We start from the raw sequence: 16,819 nt of genomic DNA on the forward strand, positions 1-16,819 counted from the left end.
GCGTTTGGCGTTTGGCGTTCGGCGTTCGGCGCTTTTACACGCGTTCACGCGCATTCAGGCATCGGCGCAACCCGCATCCGGCAACGGCCGGAAAGTCCGGCCGTCCGTCTCGACGGCCGCGCCCAGCAGCCGCGCGAGCCCTTTCGCGCCTTCGCGCATCACGACGTCGTGATTCCATCGGAACAGCGGCCGGCCCAGCGGCTCCAGCCGGTTCATCCAGCGCACGTGCGTGCGGATGTGCCAGTCGTAGCGCACGATCGTGCGTGCGCCGTCGGCGGCGAACGACCAGCATCCGTCGCCCTCGATCGCGCCGCTCGCGCGGCCTTCGAGCGCATGACGCGGCTCGACGCGTCGCACGCGCATGTCGAAGGTCAGCCGGTACGGCAGCGCGCCCTTCCACGTGTACCGGTGCAGCGCGCCGACGCCGCGCACGTCGCCCGGCTCGATCTCGACGGTGCGTACAGCGCCCTTCCACCAGTCGGGCCAGCGGTCGACCTGGTAGATCGCATCCCACACCGCCGCGAGCGGCGCGTCCACGCGCCAGGTCGTCGAGAACCGGTATTCCGCCATGCAGCCTCCGGCATGCCCGTCAGGGGCATGAGTCAGCGCACCGCTCAGGGCGCGAAGAAGCGTTCGGGAAACGCGACGTCGATCTCGACGTCGTCGAGCGTCACGGTTTCGAGCGGCACGTCGCCGTCGTCCGCGAAGCTGACGACCTTCAGCGGAAAGCCGTCCTCCGTATCCAGCCACAGCCGGTAGCGATGCACGCCGTCGACCGCATGCGCGGGCGCGCCCGTGACCGACACGCGCAGCGCGGTCCGGCCGCCGACGGCCTCCTCGCCTTCGGTCACCGTCGAGCCGCCCTCCTGCAGCGCATGAACGTTGCGCAACAATTCGCCGACGTCGGACCGGTCGACCCGGTGGCCGCTGCGGTCGCGCACGAGCGGGTTGGACGGCGACAGCGTCAGCGCGGGCGGCGCATGCGCGCCGAACGGGCGCAGCCGCACCTTGCCGTCGCCGGGATCGTACGCGAGCACCGCGCCGTGATGCGGCGATACGAAATCCATCCGGACGAAGCCCGGTTTCAGGTACGCGTAGCGGAATTCCGTATGTTCGCCGCTGCGCGCGGACGAGCGGATCGTCGCGCGGTACGAGCGGACGTGGTCGAAATGCGCCTGCGCGACGGTCACGGGATCGGCGGTCATGCTCGCTCCTATCAGGCTCGCGGCCAGCAACGCGGCGATCACGGCGCCGCCTCGACATCGAGCACGCCTTCCATCCCGCGCTCGCGATGGCTGCTGAAAAACAGCAGCCGATGCGTGCAATAGTAGGCGAACCGGCCCGGCTGCGCCGGCGTGAAGCGAAACGTCTTCGGCGTCGTGCCGAGTGCCGTGTGCACCGCAATGCCGGCCTGCGGCGCATCGATTTCGAAGCTGTGCGGCACCAGGCCGGGCTCGGCCGACACGGTCAGCTCGACCGGCACGTGCGCCCGCACGATCACGTGGTTCGGCCGGAAGAAATAGCTGCCGCCGACGATCGCGACCCGCTGCACGCCGTCGGCGTCGACGGGCACGCGCACGGGTACGTCGCCCTCCGCCCGGGCAAGCGCGGTGCCCGCGGCGAGTGCCGCCAGCAACGGGATCAGCACGAGCCCCTTCGTCATCGTCATCTTCATCTCGTGCTCCGTACCGGCGCCGCGCGCATCACCCCTTCCACGCGTCGGTCTGGCCGCCGAGCGCACCGCACGCTTCGATCGCGAGTTCGCGCAGGCGCCGTTCATCGCCCTGGCCGGACAACGCGTAGCCCATCCCGCGATCCGACCAGAAATACGTGTAGCGGTCGCCGGCCGACATCGCCCGCGGCGCGACGCGCCGTGCGTCGTAGGCCGTCATGTACAGCGTCACGCGCTCGCCGTCCGCGCGCTGGTACATGAGTTGCGCGGCCGGCCCCGCGTCGCCCGGGAGCAGCCGTCCGCCGAGCAGCGCGTAGCCGTATTCGTCGAGCGACGGCGCGCGCACGGGCCGCCCGAGACGCGCGGACAGCCACCCGGCGAGGCGTTCCGGGTCGCCCGCTCCGACTTCGACCGGATGTTCGCGATCGGCCACGTACGTCGCGTACGCGACATCCGCGCGCGCGGCGAACGCCGGTTCGCTGTCGAGCGCGACCCAGCCCGCGTGCAGCGCGATGCCGATCAGCAGCCCGGCCGCGAGCCCCGCGAGCGCATGGGCGATCCCGCGCCGACGCGGCGCGCGGCGCTGCACGAACAGCGCGGGCGCGGCACCCGGCAGCGGAAACAGCGCCTGCAGTGCGTCGCGCTGCGCCCGGTAATGCGCGAATCGTTCGGCCTCCTCCGGATCGGCCTGCACCCGCTCGAGCATCTCGTTTCGCTCGCGCCCGGACAGCTCGCCGTCCAGCAACGCGGACAGCAGTTGCGCCGACGCATCGTCGTCCCGTTCGTCGTTCGAAGGTTTGCGCGGTTCGTCCATCATGTCTTCCCGATCACCCGTAACGCGGGCGTGCCGTGCGCCGACGGCTCGTCCGACAGCATCGCGCGCATCTGCCCGCGCGCCCGTGCGAGGCGCGACATCACCGTTCCCACCGGGACCCCGAGCACCTGTGCGGCATCGCGATAACTCAACTCCTCGAGCGCGACCAGCAGCAACACCTCGCGCTGCTCGACCGGCAGCCGGTACAGCGCGCGCTGCACGTCGCGCAGCACCAGCCCGCCGATCTCGCCGGCCGGCGCGGCCATCGTTTGCCACGGCGCCGTCGCATCGTCGACCGCGATCTCGTGCCGCGCGCGCAACTGGTCGATGAAGCGGTGCCGCAGCAGCGTCAGCAGCCACGCGCGCAGGTTGCCGCCATCGCGCGGCGGGCGGTTCAGCGCACGCTCGAGCGTGTCCTGCACGAGATCGTCCGCCCAGGCGCGGTCGCCCGTCAGCGCGCGCGCATAGCGCGTGAGATGCGGCAGCCACACCAGCAGATCCGATTCATAGCTCATCAGGATGCCTCGCGCACCGCCATGCGGTCACGGGCGCGCAACGTGCCACATGCCGCCGATCCCGTCGCCGCCAGCGTCGCCGGGCTTGCGATCCTGCTTCCAGCGATACAGCGGGCGCCCGCGATACGCCCATTGCTTGCGGCCGTCGTCGCGCGCGACGAGACTCAGTGCACCCACGGCCTTGTCGTACGCGTCGGCGAGCGCGGGCGGCCAGTTGGCCGCGCACGCGCTGTCGCACGCGCTCTTGCCGGGCGCGTCGCGATCGAACACGTACAGCGTCATGCGATCTTCGTCGACCAGCTTGCCGTCGCCGGCACGGGGCGGTTCCGCGGCGGCCGGCCGCACGATAGCCGCCGTCAGCGCGGCGGCAACGAGTATCCGTTTCATGTCCTTTCTCCTTGGCACGGCATCGCGACACGGCGGCACCGGCAGGGACGATCGGCTTCGTCGCGACCATTATCCCGCCGGCCGGTGCTGCCGGGATTCGGTATGTAAACGGACGAAGGAGGCCGATTATTCCGCGTCGGCCGACGAACGCCGGCCACGGCCGTTCATGCGACGAAAGAAAGCGCGCCCCAAAAAGGACAACGCGGCATGACATCCCTGTCATGCCGCGTTGCGCGACCCGTTGCGCACGGCGGCCGATCTCGCGCCGCCGTGCGTGTCCGGCTGATTACCTCGGCAGTGCGCCCGTCAGCGACTGGAGCAGCGACGACACCGGTGCGAGCGGGTTGCCCGGCGCGCTGTTGCCCGAATGCGGCGTGACCGACAGGCCCGGCGCGGAGCCGAGCGCCGTGCCCACCGTCGTGCCGACCGCGTTGACGACCGTCGCCGTCGCGTTGCCGCCCGTCGTCAGCAGCGAGCCAACCGCCCCCGCCGTGCCGCCGGCCGCGTTCGCGCCCGAGCCAAGCAGGCTGCCGCCCGCCGCTGCCGTCGAACCGGCCGCGCCCGACAGCGCGCCGGCCGCCTGCCCGAGGGCCACCGGACCGTTCGCGAGTGCGCCCGTCACCGAACCGAGCGCACCGGTCAGTGCGCCGGCCGGGTTGCTACCGCCCGTCAGGCCGCTCACGAGGTTCGTGATCGGTGCGATCGGGTTGTTGCCCGCCGCGCCCGACAACGTGCCGACGACCTGGTTCACGACGCCTTGCACCGGCGCCAGCGGGTTCGACCCGCCGAGGTTGCCGAGCGTGCCGACCACCTGGTTCACGACGCCCTGCACCGGCGCCAGCGGGTTCGTGCCGCCGAGGTTGCCGAGTGCGCCCACGACGGAGCCGACCGCGTTACCCAGTGCGTTCGTGGCCGTGCCGACCGCATTGCTGTTGCCCAGCGTGCCGACGACCTGGTTCACGACGCCCTGCACCGGGGCCAGCGGATTCGAGCCACCGAGGTTGCCGAGTGCGCCCGTCACCGAGCCTAGTGCACCGGTCAGCGCACCAGCCGCGTTGCCGCCCGTCGGCAGCGCGTTCTGCAGGCCGTTGACGAGGTTCGTGATCGGCGCGATCGGGCTGCCGCCACCGGCGCCGGACAGCGTGCCGACGACCTGATTCACGACGCCTTGCACCGGCGCCAGCGGATTCGAGTCGCCGAGCGTGCCCGCAAGCTGCGTGACGACACCCTGCACCGGCGCCAGCGGGCTGCCCGCGCCGCCGACGTTGCCGAGCGTGCCCGTGATCGTGTTGACCGCGTTGCTGAGCGTGCCGGCCGGGTTGCCGCTGCCGAGCGTACCCGTGACCTGGTCGACGACGTTCTGGATCGGGGCCAGCGGGTTCGAGCCGCCGCCGACGTTGCCCAGTGCCCCCGTCACCGTGCCGAGTGCACCCGTCAACGCACCAGCCGGGTTGCCGCCGCCGAGCGCGCCCGTTGCGGTACCGAGTGCGTTGCTTAGCGTCCCGGTCGCCGTGTTCAGTGCGCCGGTCAGCGCACCCGCGGGATTGCCGCCGCCGATAGCGCCCAATGCGCCGAGCGCCCCCGTCACGTTGCCGATTGCACCGGTTACCGTGCCGGCCGGATTGCCAGCACCGAGCTCACCCGCCACGGTACCGAGCGCACCCGTCAATGCGCTGGCCGGGTTGCCGTTATTGAGCGCAGTCGTGACTTGATTGACGACGCCTTGAACCGCCCCCAGCGGGTACGAGCCGCCGCCGATACCGCCCAGTGCGCCCGTTACCGTGCCGAGTGCGCCGGTCAGCGCACCAGCCGGGTTGCCACCGCCGAGCGCACCCGTTACTTGATTGACGACGCCTTGAACCGGCGCCAGCGGATTCGACCCGCCGCCGACATTGCCCAGCGCACCGGTCACCGTACCGAGTGCACCCGTCAACGCACCAGCCGGGTTGCCGCCACCGAGTGCACCCGTTACTTGATTGACGACACCTTGAACCGGCGCCAGCGGATTCGCCCCGCCGCCAACATTGCCCAGCGCACCGGTCACCGTACCGAGTGCACCCGTCAACGCACCAGCGGGATTGCCGCCGCCGAGCGCACCCGTCACTTGATTGACGACACCTTGAACCGGCGCCAGCGGATTCGCCCCCCCGCCGACGTTGCCCAGTGCCCCCGTCGCCGTGCCAACCGCATTGCCCAACGCTCCCGTCGCCGTATTCAGCGCACCGGTCAACGCGCCGGCCGGGTTGCCGCCGCTCAGCGCACCCGTCACCTGGTTCACCACACCCTGAACCGGCGCGAGCGGCTGCACCGTGCCGCCGCCACCGCCGAGTGCACCCGTCACCGCCCCCACGGCGCCCGACAGTGCCTGGCCGGGGTCGCCAAGGGACGTCTGGATCGCGCCCGCCCCGCCCGCCGCCACGGTGACCGAACCCAGCGGCGACGTCCCCGTCGCGACCAGCCCGACCGAGACGCTGTTCGTCGGCGGGTTGACGATCACTTGCGGGATCGGCAGCCCATCAAGGGGCCCCGCCACCGCGGAACCCGAAGCCAGCACCCCGAACACCGTCGCGACCGACAGCGCTGCACCCGTCAATTTCAGATTTTGTCCCATCTTTGTTTTTCCCCATCTCGGTTGGCACAACGTTGATAAAGCATGGGGACGGATTGCACGAAGTGTGCCAATTCGAAAAACCGGATTGATTCGTCTGCCTATTAGCGATCAATAACGCTTTTTTAATCTATTTCAGACGAAAAGCATGACCCCGGCATCGCAATCATCTGATGAAAAACGGCGTCGGAGCACGGATGTAACGTAACGTTTGCGAGCCCCGTGGTAACGTGTTCCGGTACATTCCCCGTAACACCGGAGCGCGCCGCCAAGGTGGTGCATCAGACCGTCACGAGCAGCTGCCGATTACACATTTCAGAAAAATGAAAATGCATTGATAAATCGCCGATTTGCTGATTTTCTTTATTTGGCGATCATCTTTCTTGCCGATTACGCAGATCATTTCCGATTGCGCGATTTCCGGTAATCCGGATAGCAGAATGAAACATTGTAAAGGCCGCGTCGCAACCGGCGCGCGCGAGGCTGCGCGCGCCGCCGGATCAGCCGAAGCGTGCGGGCCGGTACGGATGGGGATCGATATAGGTCGGCGCGCCCGTCATCATTTCGGCGAGCAGGCGCCCGGTCGCGGGGCCGAGCGTGAGCCCGTGGTGACAATGGCCGAACGCGAACCACAGGTGGCGATGGCGCGGCGCGGGCCCGATCACCGGGCGCATGTCGGGCGTGCACGGCCGCATCCCGAGCCACGGCTCGGGATCGAGCCGCTCGCCGATGCCGAACGCGTCGCGCGCCAGCGGCTCCGCACGCGCGAGCTGCACGCCGGTCGGCGGTGCGCCGCGCAGCGCGATCTCGACGCCGGTCGTGAGCCGCAGGCGGCCGCCTTCCATCGGCGCGACGACGAAACCTTCCTCGGTATCGCACACCGGCACGTTCAACGGCGCGCGCGTCGGCCGGTAGTGCATGTGGTAGCCGCGCTTCGCGCGCAGCGGAATCCGGTAGCCGAGCGGCGCGAACACGTGATCGGACCACGGCCCGAGCGCGACCACCGCCGAGCGTGCCGAGATCGGCCCGTGTTCGGTACCGACCTGCCAGCCGTCCTCCACCTGCACGAGCGTCTTGGCATCGCCGAGCACGAACGTGCCGCCGTCGCGCTCGAACAACCGGGCGTAGGCCTTGGTCAGCCCGCCCGGGCTCGACACGGTCTTCGGGTCCTGCCAGTGGAATGCGCCGCAGAACGCGTCGCTGACGCCGGGCTCCGCCGCGCGCAACGCACGTGCGTCGAGCACCGTCATCCGCAGCCCGTGCGCGTCGGCCACGCGCTGCTGCACGCGCGTTTCCGCATCGAACAGCGCGGGCGAACGGAACGCCTCGATCCACCCGCCGTCGTGCACGAGCGGCTGCGCATCGGTACGCGCGAGCAGCGCGTCGTGCTCGACGACGCTCGCCGCGACGAGCGGCAGCAGGTCGCGCGCGGCGGCCGCGAGCCGCTGCGGCGACGATTCGCGCCAGAAGCGCGCGAGCCAGCCCGCATACGCGGGCAGCGCGCGGTAGTCCCAGTAGAGATCGACCGAGCGGTTGCGCGCATAGCGCAGCAAAGTGCCGAGCCGGCGCGGAAACGCGTACGGCACGACCGACGAGCGTTCGATCAGCCCCGCATTGCCGTGGCTCGTTTCCTCGCCGGGCGCACGCCGGTCGACGAGCGCGACGCGCAACCCGCGATCCTGCAGATGCAGCGCCGACGACACGCCGACGATGCCGGCCCCCAGAACGATGACGTCGAAATCCATGGTTCCCCGTACTGCGTCGAAATTCGATGCGGCACGCACCGGCCCGGCGGCCGGCGCGCGGCGGTCATTACTTCGCGACGATGTCGCGCTTGAAGTACTTCTGCGACAGCGCGCCGAGCGTGCCGTCCTTCTTCAGCGCGTCGAGCGCGCCGACGATCTTCGCCTGCAGCGCCTTGTCGTTCTTGCGCATCCCGAAGCCCGTGCCTTCGCCGAGCGTCGCCGGATCCTTCAGCGGCTCGCCGACGATCTGGTAGTCGCGGCCGGCCGGCTTGTCGAGGAAACCCTCCTGCGCGGTCTGCGCTTCCTGCACGGCCGCGTCGAGACGACCCGCGACAAGATCGGCGTAGATCTGGTCCTGATCCTGGTACGACACGACGGCCACGCCCGCGTTGGCCCAGTGCGCCTTCAGGAAATCCTCCTGCGACGAGCCCTGCAGCACGCCGACGTGCTTGCCGCGCAGGCTCGCGACGTCGGGCCGCAGCGGCGAGCCGTGCTTCGCGACCATCACGATCGGCACCACGTAGATCGCCGGCGTGAAGTCGATGCTCTGCTTGCGCTTCGCGGTGATGTTCATCGCCGAATTGATCGCATCGAACTTGCGCGCCTGCAGCGCCGGAATCAGGCCGTCGAACGAATTCTCGACCCACACGCATTTCATGTTCAGCTTCGCGCACACCGCGTTGCCGATGTCGACGTCGAAACCCTGCAGCTGACCGGCCGGCGTCTTGCTCTCGAACGGCGGATAGGCGGCTTCGATCCCGAAGCGCAACGTGGTCTGTTCCGCGTGGGCCGTGACGGCCGCACAGGCGAGCGCCGCAGCGGCGCAGAGGGAGAGCTTCCAGTTCATGACGGTCCTTCCGTTCTGGATTGAGGCGATGAAGATCGGTACACGACAGCCGCGGCCGGGCGCCGGATCGGCATTCGAAGCAGGCGGTCGCCACACGGCGGCGGGTCGTGTCCTGCACGCGAAATATAGACTCAAAGTCTACGATAGACTATAGGGGATACGAGAATCGTGCCCCGATACGCGGCATCTTAAATTCGCCCGACATCGAAAACACCCTTGATTTATCGATGTTTTTCCAGAATCTTGCGACGACACAAAGTCTCGAAAAGAAAAATTCTCCCGATTTCGTTTGTCTATATTAGACTTTTCGTCCATCACGAACACTGCCGGACACGTCGATCGAGACAGTCCAGTCCGGCCCCGACCGGAGATGTCCTCATGACGCAAACCGCCCCGACCCTGCCGCTGACCGTCGACGAAGCCGCGGTGCGCGCGGCCCTGCCGTCGCTCGACGTGCTCGGCACGCTGCGCAGCATGTTCGCGTCGCTCGCCGCGGCGCGCGCGGTGCAGCCGCCGCAAACGCTCACGCTGTTTCCCGAGCAGGCCGGCGACTTCATCACGTATCTGGGCGCGCTCGCCGACGCGCAGGTGTTCGGCGCGAAGCTGTCGCCGTATGTCGTGACGGGCGGCAAGCCCATCGTCACCGCGTGGACCGCGCTGATGTCGATGCGCACGGGCCAGCCGCTGATGTGGTGCGACGCGGGCCTGCTGACGGTCGAGCGCACGGCCGGCACGACCGCGCTCGCGGTCGATTGTCTCGCGCCGGGCAACGCGCGCCATCTCGCGATCGTCGGCGCGGGCGCGGTCGGCCTCGCGCACCTGCGGCACACCGCGGGATTGCGCGACTGGGAGACGATCCGCGTGTACTCGCCCGCGCTCGCCGGCGACGCGGCGCAGCAGGCGGCGCTTGCGCAGCTCGACCCGCGCGCACGCGCCGCGGCGAGCGTCGAAGCCTGCGTGCGCGACGCGGACGTCGTGATGCTGTGCACGTCGTCGGGCACGCCCGTGCTCGGCGACGGGATGCTCACGCGCCCCGCGCTCGTCACGTCGATCAGCACGAACGTCGCGCGCGCGCACGAGATCCCGCCCGCCTGGCTGCTCGACATGGACGTGTACTGCGACTACCGGCACACGACGCCCGCGAGCGCCGGCGAAATGCAGATCGCGACGGCCGAGCACGGCTGGGAAGCCGCACGGATCGCCGGCGACCTGCCCGCGCTCATCGCCGGCACCTGCCCTGCACCGTCGTACGCGCGTCACGCATTCTTCCGCTCGATCGGCCTCGGGCTCGAGGACATCGCGATCGCGCACGCGCTGTACGCGCACCTGACGCGCGCATGAGCGGCACGCGAGCGCGGGGCCGATACAATGGCGCAACCGCTGCGGCGGCCGCGCGCGGGCGCACGGGCATGCCGGCCACCGGCACGCCGCCTCGCCGGCCCGATGGGCCGCCCGGCCCCCGCCCACCCGAGATGGCGACACCGATGCGCAAGAAGAAATCCCCCGTCAAAGACCTGCTGCTCACCCGCTATGCGCCGATCGCCGACGGTATCGCCGCGCTGTTCTTCCCGTACGCGGAAGTCGTGATCCACGACCTGCACGACCAGACCGTGCTGTATCTCGCGAACAACCTGTCGAAGCGCGAGGTCGGCGACGATTCCGCGCTGGAGGAAATCGATCATTCCGCACGCGAGCGCGTGATCGGCCCGTACGAGAAGCTGAACTGGGACGGCCGGCGGATGCGCTGCGTGAGCAACGTGCTGTTCGACGACGAAGGCCACCCGGCCGGGATGATGTGCATCAACTTCAACATCGCGGTGTTCGACGAGGTGCGCGCGACGCTCGACCTGTTCATCAAGGGTGCGGGCGTGGTCGCGCAGCCGGACGAGCTGTTCCGCGACGACTGGCAGGAGCGCATCAACACGTTCCTGCACGGCTGGCTGCGCGAGCGGCAGGTCGGGCTGAACGGGCTCACGCGCGAGCACCGGCGCGAGCTCGTCGAAGCGCTGTACGCGGAGGGCGCGTTCCGCGGCAAGAGCGCGGCGAACTACGTCGCGAATGTGCTCGGGATGGGTCGCGCGACGGTCTACAAACACCTCAAGCACCTGAAGGAAACGCAGGGCGACGCGTAAGGGAAACGCGGCGGGCTGGTTCGCCGGAACGACGAAACGCCTGTTCGTCGGAACGCGCGGCGGCGGCCCGTATCGGCCGTCGCTATCGGTGCGCCGCTTCCGTGTCTATGCTTCGTGATGCGGCGGGCGCCCGTTTCACGCGCCCGCCCGGCCTGGACGAAGCGTCGAAGCACAAAGTGATATAGTCCCGGTTACATTTTTTTGCTGCCCGGAATCGCCCATGACGACCGCTCCCGCCCCGATTGCCCGCCCGACCCTGACCGTCGAAATCTGGTCCGACCTGATCTGCCCGTGGTGCTGGATCGGCAAGCGCCGCTTCGACGAGGCGCTCGCCGCGTTCGCGCACGCCGAGCGCGTCGACGTCGCGCTGCGCGCATACCGGCTGATGCCGGGCCAGCCGGTCGAGCCGGTCGAGGCGATGCTCGCCGGCAAGTACCGGATGTCGCCCGCGCAGGTCGACCAGATGCTGCGCCAGGTGACCGATGCGGCCGCGAGCGTCGGGCTGCGTTACGACCTGCCCGGCACGCTCGTCGGCGACACGCTCGACGGCCACCGGCTCGTGAAGCTCGCGGAAGCGACGGGCCGCGCGCACGCGCTGACCGAGCGACTGTACCGCGCGTATTTCTGCGAGCACGGCTCGCTGTTCGATCACGCCGAGCTGACCGAATTCGCGGTCGAAGCGGGGCTCGAGCGCGCGGCCGTCGAAGACGTGCTGCGCAGCGACCTGTACCGCGACGAAGTCGAAGCCGACATCGCCCGCGCCGCGCAGATCGGCGGGCGCGGCGTGCCGCTGTTCGTGTTCGGCGGCCGTTACGCGGTGTCGGGCGCGCAGCCGGCCGACGCGTTCGCGCAGGCGCTCGACCAGGCATGGCGCGACGGCATCGTCGAACTCGACGGCAGCGACGCGGCCGCATGCGGCCCCGACGGCTGCGAACTGCCGGCGCGCGCGTAACGCCCGTCGCATCCGTCACGCGCGTCCCGCCCGGACGCGCGACTACGCATCGCTCCTGCCACAAACCGGCAGGAAGCCGGCGCCGAGGGGGCCTACAATGCATCCTTTCAAATAACTATCAGAAGGCTGCAAGCCCATGACCCACGGGATCCACGGCGAAAAGCGCTGGTACGCGCTGATCGTCCTCTGCCTCGGCGTGCTGATGATCGTGCTCGACAGCACGATCGTGAACGTTGCGCTGCCGTCGATCAGCACCGACCTCCATTTCACCGAAACGGCCCTCGTGTGGGTCGTCAACGCGTACCTGCTGACGTTCGGCGGCTGCCTGCTGCTCGGCGGCCGGCTCGGCGACCTGTATGGCCAGCGGCGCATGTTCCTCGCCGGCCTCGTCGTCTTCACGCTCGCGTCGCTCGCATGCGGCCTCGCCCAATCGCAGACGATGCTGATCGCCGCGCGCGCGGTGCAGGGGCTCGGCGGCGCGGTGGTGTCGGCCGTGTCGCTGTCGCTGATCATGAATCTCTTCACCGAACCCGGCGAACGCGCCCGCGCGATGGGCGTGTACGGCTTCGTCTGCGCGGGCGGCGGCAGCATCGGCGTGCTGCTCGGCGGGCTGCTGACGAGTTCGCTGTCGTGGCACTGGATCTTCCTCGTCAACCTGCCGATCGGCATCGCGGTCTATGCGATGTGCGTCGCGCTGCTGCCGCGCCCGCGCGCGCCGGCCGGCACCGCGCGGCTCGACGTCGCGGGCGCGGTCACCGTGACCGCGTCGCTGATGCTGGCGGTCTACGGGATCGTCGGCGGCAACGAAGCCGGCTGGCTGTCGACGCAGACCGTCGTGCTGATCGGCGCGGCGGTCGCGCTGCTCGCCCTGTTCATCGCGATCGAGGCGCGCGCCGCGCATCCGCTGATGCCGCTCACGCTGTTCGCCGCGCGCAACGTCGCGCTCGCGAACGTGATCGGCGTGCTGTGGGCGGCCGCGATGTTCGCGTGGTTCTTCCTGTCCGCGCTGTACATGCAGCGTGTGCTCGGCTACGGGCCGCTGCAGGTCGGTCTCGCGTTCCTGCCGGCGAACCTGATCATGGCCGCGTTCTCGCTCGGGCTGTCCGCGCGCATCGTGATGCGCTTCGGGATCCGCGGCCCGATCGCGGCCGGCCTGCTGATCGCGGCCTGCGGCCTCGCCCTGTTTTCGCGCGCGCCGGTGGACGGCGGCTTCGTCTGGCACGTGCTGCCCGGCATGACGCTGCTCGGCATCGGCGCGGGCGTCGCGTTCAACCCGATGCTGCTCGCCGCGATGAGCGACGTCGATCCGGCCGATTCCGGGCTCGCGTCGGGGATCGTCAACACCGCGTTCATGATGGGCGGCGCGCTCGGCCTCGCCGTGCTCGCGAGCCTCGCGGCCGCCCGCACCGACGTGCTCGCGGCCGCGAACGCCGCGCCGCTCGACGCACTGAACGGCGGCTACCATGCGGCCTTCGCGTTCGGCGCGGCATTCGCTGCCGCCGCCGCGCTGATCGGGCTCGCGCTGCGCATCCGGCGGCAGGACGCCGTCGAAGGCGCCGGCCCCGCGATGCACTGACGCCGACGAGCCGCAGGCGGCGGATGAATCCGGCCGTTTGCATCGAACCTGGGGCGCGCACCGTCGCGCCCTTTTTCTTCTTCCGGGTGCCGCGCACCGCCCGTCCTGTCGTGGCTGGCCGGCACCGGCCATCACGTTGGCCCTGCCCCGTTCAAACGCCCGTTTCACCGCGGCCTGCCGCCCGCGCCTTCCCGGCCGATTTTTAACGCAGTCGTACACCGACCCGCCACATTTGCGACAATGGCGGACTTTGACCCACGCGCCGCTACCGCCGAACGCCGCATAACCGCCTCCTTCCGATGTCGCTTCCCCATATCGATCTGCTGTACTCGTTGTCCGGCCTGTTCGTCGGCATCCTCGTCGGCCTGACCGGCGTCGGCGGTGGTTCGTTGATGACGCCGATCCTCGTGCTGCTGTTCGGCGTCCACCCTGCGACGGCGGTCGGCACCGACCTGCTCTATGCGGCGGCGACCAAGGCCACCGGCACGCTCGTCCACGGCCTGAAGGGTTCGATCGACTGGCGCATCACGGGCCGGCTCGCGACAGGCAGCGTGCCGGCCGCGGCCATCACGCTGTGGTGGCTGCACACGCACGGGATGAACACGCCGGGCACCGCGCGGATGATCCAGCTCGTGCTCGGCGTCGCGCTGCTGCTCACGTCGCTCGCGCTGATCTTCCGGCCGCAGCTCACCGCGTTCGCCGCGCGCAACCCGCTCGCGCCGAACCCCGCGCGCACGCTGTGGTCGACCGTGCTGACGGGCGCCGTGCTCGGCGTGCTCGTGTCGATGACGTCGGTCGGTGCCGGCGCGATCGGCGTCACCGTGCTCCTGCTGCTGTATCCGATGCTCGCGACGACCCGCATCGTCGGGTCCGACATCGCGCACGCGGTGCCGCTCACGCTGGTCGCCGGCATGGGCCACTGGCTGCTCGGCTCGGTCGACTGGTCGATGCTGCTGTCGCTGCTGCTCGGCTCGTTGCCGGGCATCGTGCTCGGCAGCCTGCTGTCGGCGCGCGCACCCGAGCGGCTGCTGCGCAACCTGCTCGCCGCGACGCTCGTCGCGGTCGGTGTAAGGCTCGTGCTCGCGTAGGCAGGCGCCGATCCCGCCCTTCACCCGCGGTTGCGCCCTTTCCCGGCCAGCGCAACCGACGCGCGGCGCCCTCCGCTGCCGATAAAAAACAGCCCGACCGGCCTGCGCCGATCGGGCTGTCTTCCGTCCGGGGCGGCTCGAGCCGCCCACCGCGCTTACTGCCCCTGCTGCTGCAGTTTCTGCTGCTTGAGCTGCTGCGTGCGCGCCTGCAGCTTCAGCACCCGCTGCAGGGCGGTGCGGTTCGCGAGGATCCCGTCGTAGAAGTTGGCGAGATCGCCCTTCAGCGCGGTCCGCGACGCGTCGTTCAGGTAGATCATGTGGCCCGACGGGTAGTTCTTGATCGTCAGGTTCTGCGCCTTGAGCGTCGGGTCGAGCGGCATCTGCGCGAGCGTCAGCTCCGTCTGGTGGAACGGCGTGACGGCGTCGAAATAGCCGTTCGCCGACAGCACCTTCAGATCCGGGTTCACGCTCATCGTCGACGCCAGGTCGCCGGCCGTATATAGCGTGTTGCCGCCGCCCTTGTTCGCGCCGGTCGGGTCGGTGTGGCTGAAGTCCCAGTTGTTGAAGACCTGGTCGTTCAGGTCCACGAACGACGACGTCGACGTGTACTTGAGGTCGGTGTTGATGTAGCTGTTCCACAGCACCGTGTACGCGCCGCCGACGTTCGTGATCGACGGATCGTTGCTGCCCGAGTTCGGCAGGATGTACGGCGCGATGCCCTTGCCCGTGAAGTTCGCGCGACCGTCGTACTGGCCGATCTGCGTGCCCGGCACGAGCGTCAGGAAGAACGTGTACGGCGGGTTGTCGTCCGACGACGGCACATTGCCGAGCGCGGCCGGGTTGCCGAACGTCTGGATCAGCGACGTCGGGTCCGTGCCGATGTACGCGCCCATCTGCTGCGCGGTCTGCAGGTTCAGGTTCAGCCGCACGTTCACGAAGCCGCCGTCCTGCGGGTTCGGCTTCTGCGCGAGCGGCGCGAGCGTGTTGTCCGCGTAGTTGCGGGCCTGGACCATGTACGCGTCGAGATCGGTCGGCGTCGGGTTGAGCGTCGTCTTCTTCCAGTAGAACGCGTCGGCCGCGAGCGTCGGGAACGTGCCCGGCGCGGACAACGCATTCGCGTAGTCGAGGATCGACGACTGCAGCGTGATCCCGTTCAGGTCGATGCCGTCCTCGTGCAGCACCCACGACACGACCGCGCTGCGCGCGGTGCCGTACGACTCGCCGTACAGGAATTTCGGCGAATTCCAGCGCGAATACTTGGTCAGGTAGCGCTGGATGAAGCGGTCGATCGAGCGGGCGTCCTGGTCGGTGCCCCAGAAGTCCTTGTTCTTCGCCGGGGCGATCGCCGTCGAATAACCGGTGCCGACCGGGTTGATGAACACGAGGTCGGTACGGTCGAGCAGGCTGTCCGGGTTGTCGAGCAGCTTGTACGGCGCGGGCGGCGTGAAGTTCGGGAACGACGACTGCAGGCGCTTCGGCCCGTACGAGCCGAGCAGCAGGTAGACCGACGACGAGCCGGGGCCGCCGTTGTAGAAGAACGTGACCGGGCGCGGCTTCGACGGGTCCGGATTGTCCTGCGTGTACGCGACGTAGAACATCTTCGCGTTCGGCGCCGAGGTGACCGGGTCGATCGTCGTCAGGTGGCCCGTGGTGGCCGTGTACTTGATGGTCTTGCCGCCGATCGTGACCGAACGGTGGACGACGGCCGCCCCTTCCGTGGAATCCGTCACCGCGTCGTTCGGCCCGGTGCCGTACACGTCGTTGTCGACGTACGGCTGGTCGGCCGCTGCGGCCGTTGCGCCGGTGTTGGCCGACGTGCTGGCGCCGGCCGACGTCGCGGCCGCGGCGGCGGCCGAAGCAGCCGGGCTCGGCCCGTCGTCGCCGCCGCACCCCGTGACGAGCAGCGCCGCGGCCGCGGCTGCGGCGAGCGGCACGCTCAGTGTCGTTCCGAATAGCGCGAAACCGTCTTTCAAGGACTTCCGTGTCGTCATTATTGCCTCTCGAACAGAACGATAAATACCGCCGGTCGCAAAGGATCATTTGCTCCGGCGCTCCGCACCAGGAATGCATTCGTTATGCGACGCACCCCGAGTTTTTTACCGGATCGGTGAATACCGATCGGCACGATTTACCCCACCCATGTTTTTTTGCAACCGCACAATGGAATCAATTCCATTGCAAACGGCAATTCAATAATCCGCAGCAATACGAATTCATTGCGCGAATTTGCATGCACACAAAATCGACGGCAAAAACACACCCCGCAAGGCCCGCCCGACAAGGGCGCCTCGCTTGGAACAGACGAACGATCCCCCTCGGCGAGATACCGATTAATCGCAGAATGGCGATCAACCGCGACTCGAACCGATTTAACAAAATCGAAAGGATCGATTAACTAAACGGAAAGGAATATCTTCGTATCTGTAATTTATTAAATTAAGTGAAAATACCGGCGCATATTAGGGTTCTGATTTACCGCCGTA

General features: G+C 68.9%; 15 protein-coding genes. 5 read left to right on the top strand and 10 right to left on the bottom strand.

From position 1 onward, the window contains the following. Positions 1–54: 54 nt before the first annotated feature. The 9 genes from E9536_RS31515 to E9536_RS31560 form a co-directional block, all read right to left on the bottom strand. On the bottom strand, positions 55–570 hold the full coding sequence (locus tag E9536_RS31515) for an SRPBCC family protein (protein ID WP_049097657.1): 516 nt from the start codon (positions 568–570) through the stop codon (positions 55–57). A gap of 44 nt (positions 571–614) precedes the next feature. Beyond that, positions 615–1,247, bottom strand: a complete 633-nt coding sequence (locus E9536_RS31520; RefSeq protein ID WP_027788221.1) for a DUF1571 domain-containing protein — start codon at positions 1,245–1,247, stop codon at positions 615–617. Next, entirely contained in the window at positions 1,244–1,663 is a 420-nt protein-coding gene (locus E9536_RS31525) for a quinol oxidase (protein ID WP_088611360.1), read from the bottom strand. Before E9536_RS31525 ends, E9536_RS31520 begins: the two co-directional genes overlap by 4 nt. Before the next feature lie 40 nt (positions 1,664–1,703). Further along, positions 1,704–2,489, bottom strand: a complete 786-nt coding sequence (locus E9536_RS31530) for an anti-sigma factor (protein WP_027788223.1) — start codon at positions 2,487–2,489, stop codon at positions 1,704–1,706. Further along, a complete protein-coding gene (locus E9536_RS31535) occupies positions 2,486–3,001 on the bottom strand; it encodes a sigma-70 family RNA polymerase sigma factor (RefSeq protein WP_027788224.1) in 516 nt (171 codons plus the stop codon). The genes E9536_RS31530 and E9536_RS31535 overlap by 4 nt, the downstream gene beginning before the upstream one ends. Before the next feature lie 27 nt (positions 3,002–3,028). Further along, positions 3,029–3,388 (bottom strand): hypothetical protein, encoded by a 360-nt coding sequence (locus E9536_RS31540; protein WP_027788225.1) that lies wholly within the window; start codon positions 3,386–3,388, stop codon positions 3,029–3,031. 286 nt (positions 3,389–3,674) lie between these two features. Then, positions 3,675–5,999 carry a hypothetical protein gene (locus E9536_RS31545; RefSeq protein ID WP_136472035.1) on the bottom strand — a complete coding sequence of 775 codons (2,325 nt, stop codon included), beginning with the start codon at positions 5,997–5,999 and terminating at the stop codon, positions 3,675–3,677. A 497-nt stretch (positions 6,000–6,496) separates the two neighbouring features. Beyond that, on the bottom strand, positions 6,497–7,741 hold the full coding sequence (locus tag E9536_RS31555) for an FAD-binding oxidoreductase (RefSeq protein ID WP_060348999.1): 1,245 nt from the start codon (positions 7,739–7,741) through the stop codon (positions 6,497–6,499). 67 nt (positions 7,742–7,808) lie between these two features. Next, positions 7,809–8,588, bottom strand: coding sequence for an ABC transporter substrate-binding protein (locus E9536_RS31560; RefSeq protein WP_059698940.1), 780 nt, complete (start codon positions 8,586–8,588; stop codon positions 7,809–7,811). A 378-nt stretch (positions 8,589–8,966) separates the two neighbouring features. Between E9536_RS31560 and E9536_RS31565 the strand changes: the two genes are divergently transcribed. From E9536_RS31565 to E9536_RS31585, 5 genes are all read left to right on the top strand, one after another. Then, positions 8,967–9,929 (top strand): ornithine cyclodeaminase family protein, encoded by a 963-nt coding sequence (locus E9536_RS31565; RefSeq protein ID WP_136472036.1) that lies wholly within the window; start codon positions 8,967–8,969, stop codon positions 9,927–9,929. Beyond that, positions 9,926–10,720 (top strand): PAS domain-containing protein, encoded by a 795-nt coding sequence (locus E9536_RS31570; protein WP_027788230.1) that lies wholly within the window; start codon positions 9,926–9,928, stop codon positions 10,718–10,720. Before E9536_RS31565 ends, E9536_RS31570 begins: the two co-directional genes overlap by 4 nt. Before the next feature lie 220 nt (positions 10,721–10,940). Then, on the top strand, positions 10,941–11,672 hold the full coding sequence (locus tag E9536_RS31575; protein ID WP_060279513.1) for a DsbA family oxidoreductase: 732 nt from the start codon (positions 10,941–10,943) through the stop codon (positions 11,670–11,672). Positions 11,673–11,808: 136 nt separating this feature from the next. Beyond that, positions 11,809–13,248: a DHA2 family efflux MFS transporter permease subunit gene (locus tag E9536_RS31580; RefSeq protein ID WP_136472038.1), complete on the top strand. Its 1,440-nt coding sequence runs from the start codon at positions 11,809–11,811 to the stop codon at positions 13,246–13,248. A 299-nt stretch (positions 13,249–13,547) separates the two neighbouring features. Then, positions 13,548–14,336 carry a sulfite exporter TauE/SafE family protein gene (locus tag E9536_RS31585; RefSeq protein WP_027788233.1) on the top strand — a complete coding sequence of 263 codons (789 nt, stop codon included), beginning with the start codon at positions 13,548–13,550 and terminating at the stop codon, positions 14,334–14,336. Positions 14,337–14,491: 155 nt separating this feature from the next. Here E9536_RS31585 and E9536_RS31590 read toward each other — a convergent pair whose 3' ends face one another. Next, positions 14,492–16,327 carry a peptidase S1 gene (locus tag E9536_RS31590; protein WP_124672041.1) on the bottom strand — a complete coding sequence of 612 codons (1,836 nt, stop codon included), beginning with the start codon at positions 16,325–16,327 and terminating at the stop codon, positions 14,492–14,494. Positions 16,328–16,819: the final 492 nt, after the last annotated feature.

The organism is Burkholderia sp. LS-044 (genome assembly GCF_004803625.1).
Lineage (GTDB): Bacteria > Pseudomonadota > Gammaproteobacteria > Burkholderiales > Burkholderiaceae > Burkholderia > Burkholderia cepacia.

Excerpts from the sequence above, each read along its gene's own strand:
- E9536_RS31575 (WP_060279513.1), top strand. The coding sequence starts at position 10,941 with ATGACGACCGCTCCCGCCCCGATTGCCCGCCCGACCCTGACCGTCGAA.
- E9536_RS31535 (WP_027788224.1), bottom strand. The coding sequence starts at position 3,001 with ATGAGCTATGAATCGGATCTGCTGGTGTGGCTGCCGCATCTCACGCGC.
- E9536_RS31515 (WP_049097657.1), bottom strand. The coding sequence starts at position 570 with ATGGCGGAATACCGGTTCTCGACGACCTGGCGCGTGGACGCGCCGCTC.
- E9536_RS31570 (WP_027788230.1), top strand. The coding sequence starts at position 9,926 with ATGAGCGGCACGCGAGCGCGGGGCCGATACAATGGCGCAACCGCTGCG.
- E9536_RS31585 (WP_027788233.1), top strand. The coding sequence starts at position 13,548 with ATGTCGCTTCCCCATATCGATCTGCTGTACTCGTTGTCCGGCCTGTTC.
- E9536_RS31560 (WP_059698940.1), bottom strand. The coding sequence starts at position 8,588 with ATGAACTGGAAGCTCTCCCTCTGCGCCGCTGCGGCGCTCGCCTGTGCG.
- E9536_RS31580 (WP_136472038.1), top strand. The coding sequence starts at position 11,809 with ATGACCCACGGGATCCACGGCGAAAAGCGCTGGTACGCGCTGATCGTC.
- E9536_RS31565 (WP_136472036.1), top strand. The coding sequence starts at position 8,967 with ATGACGCAAACCGCCCCGACCCTGCCGCTGACCGTCGACGAAGCCGCG.
- E9536_RS31590 (WP_124672041.1), bottom strand. The coding sequence starts at position 16,327 with ATGACGACACGGAAGTCCTTGAAAGACGGTTTCGCGCTATTCGGAACG.
- E9536_RS31525 (WP_088611360.1), bottom strand. The coding sequence starts at position 1,663 with ATGACGAAGGGGCTCGTGCTGATCCCGTTGCTGGCGGCACTCGCCGCG.
- E9536_RS31555 (WP_060348999.1), bottom strand. The coding sequence starts at position 7,741 with ATGGATTTCGACGTCATCGTTCTGGGGGCCGGCATCGTCGGCGTGTCG.
- E9536_RS31530 (WP_027788223.1), bottom strand. The coding sequence starts at position 2,489 with ATGATGGACGAACCGCGCAAACCTTCGAACGACGAACGGGACGACGAT.
- E9536_RS31545 (WP_136472035.1), bottom strand. The coding sequence starts at position 5,999 with ATGGGACAAAATCTGAAATTGACGGGTGCAGCGCTGTCGGTCGCGACG.
- E9536_RS31540 (WP_027788225.1), bottom strand. The coding sequence starts at position 3,388 with ATGAAACGGATACTCGTTGCCGCCGCGCTGACGGCGGCTATCGTGCGG.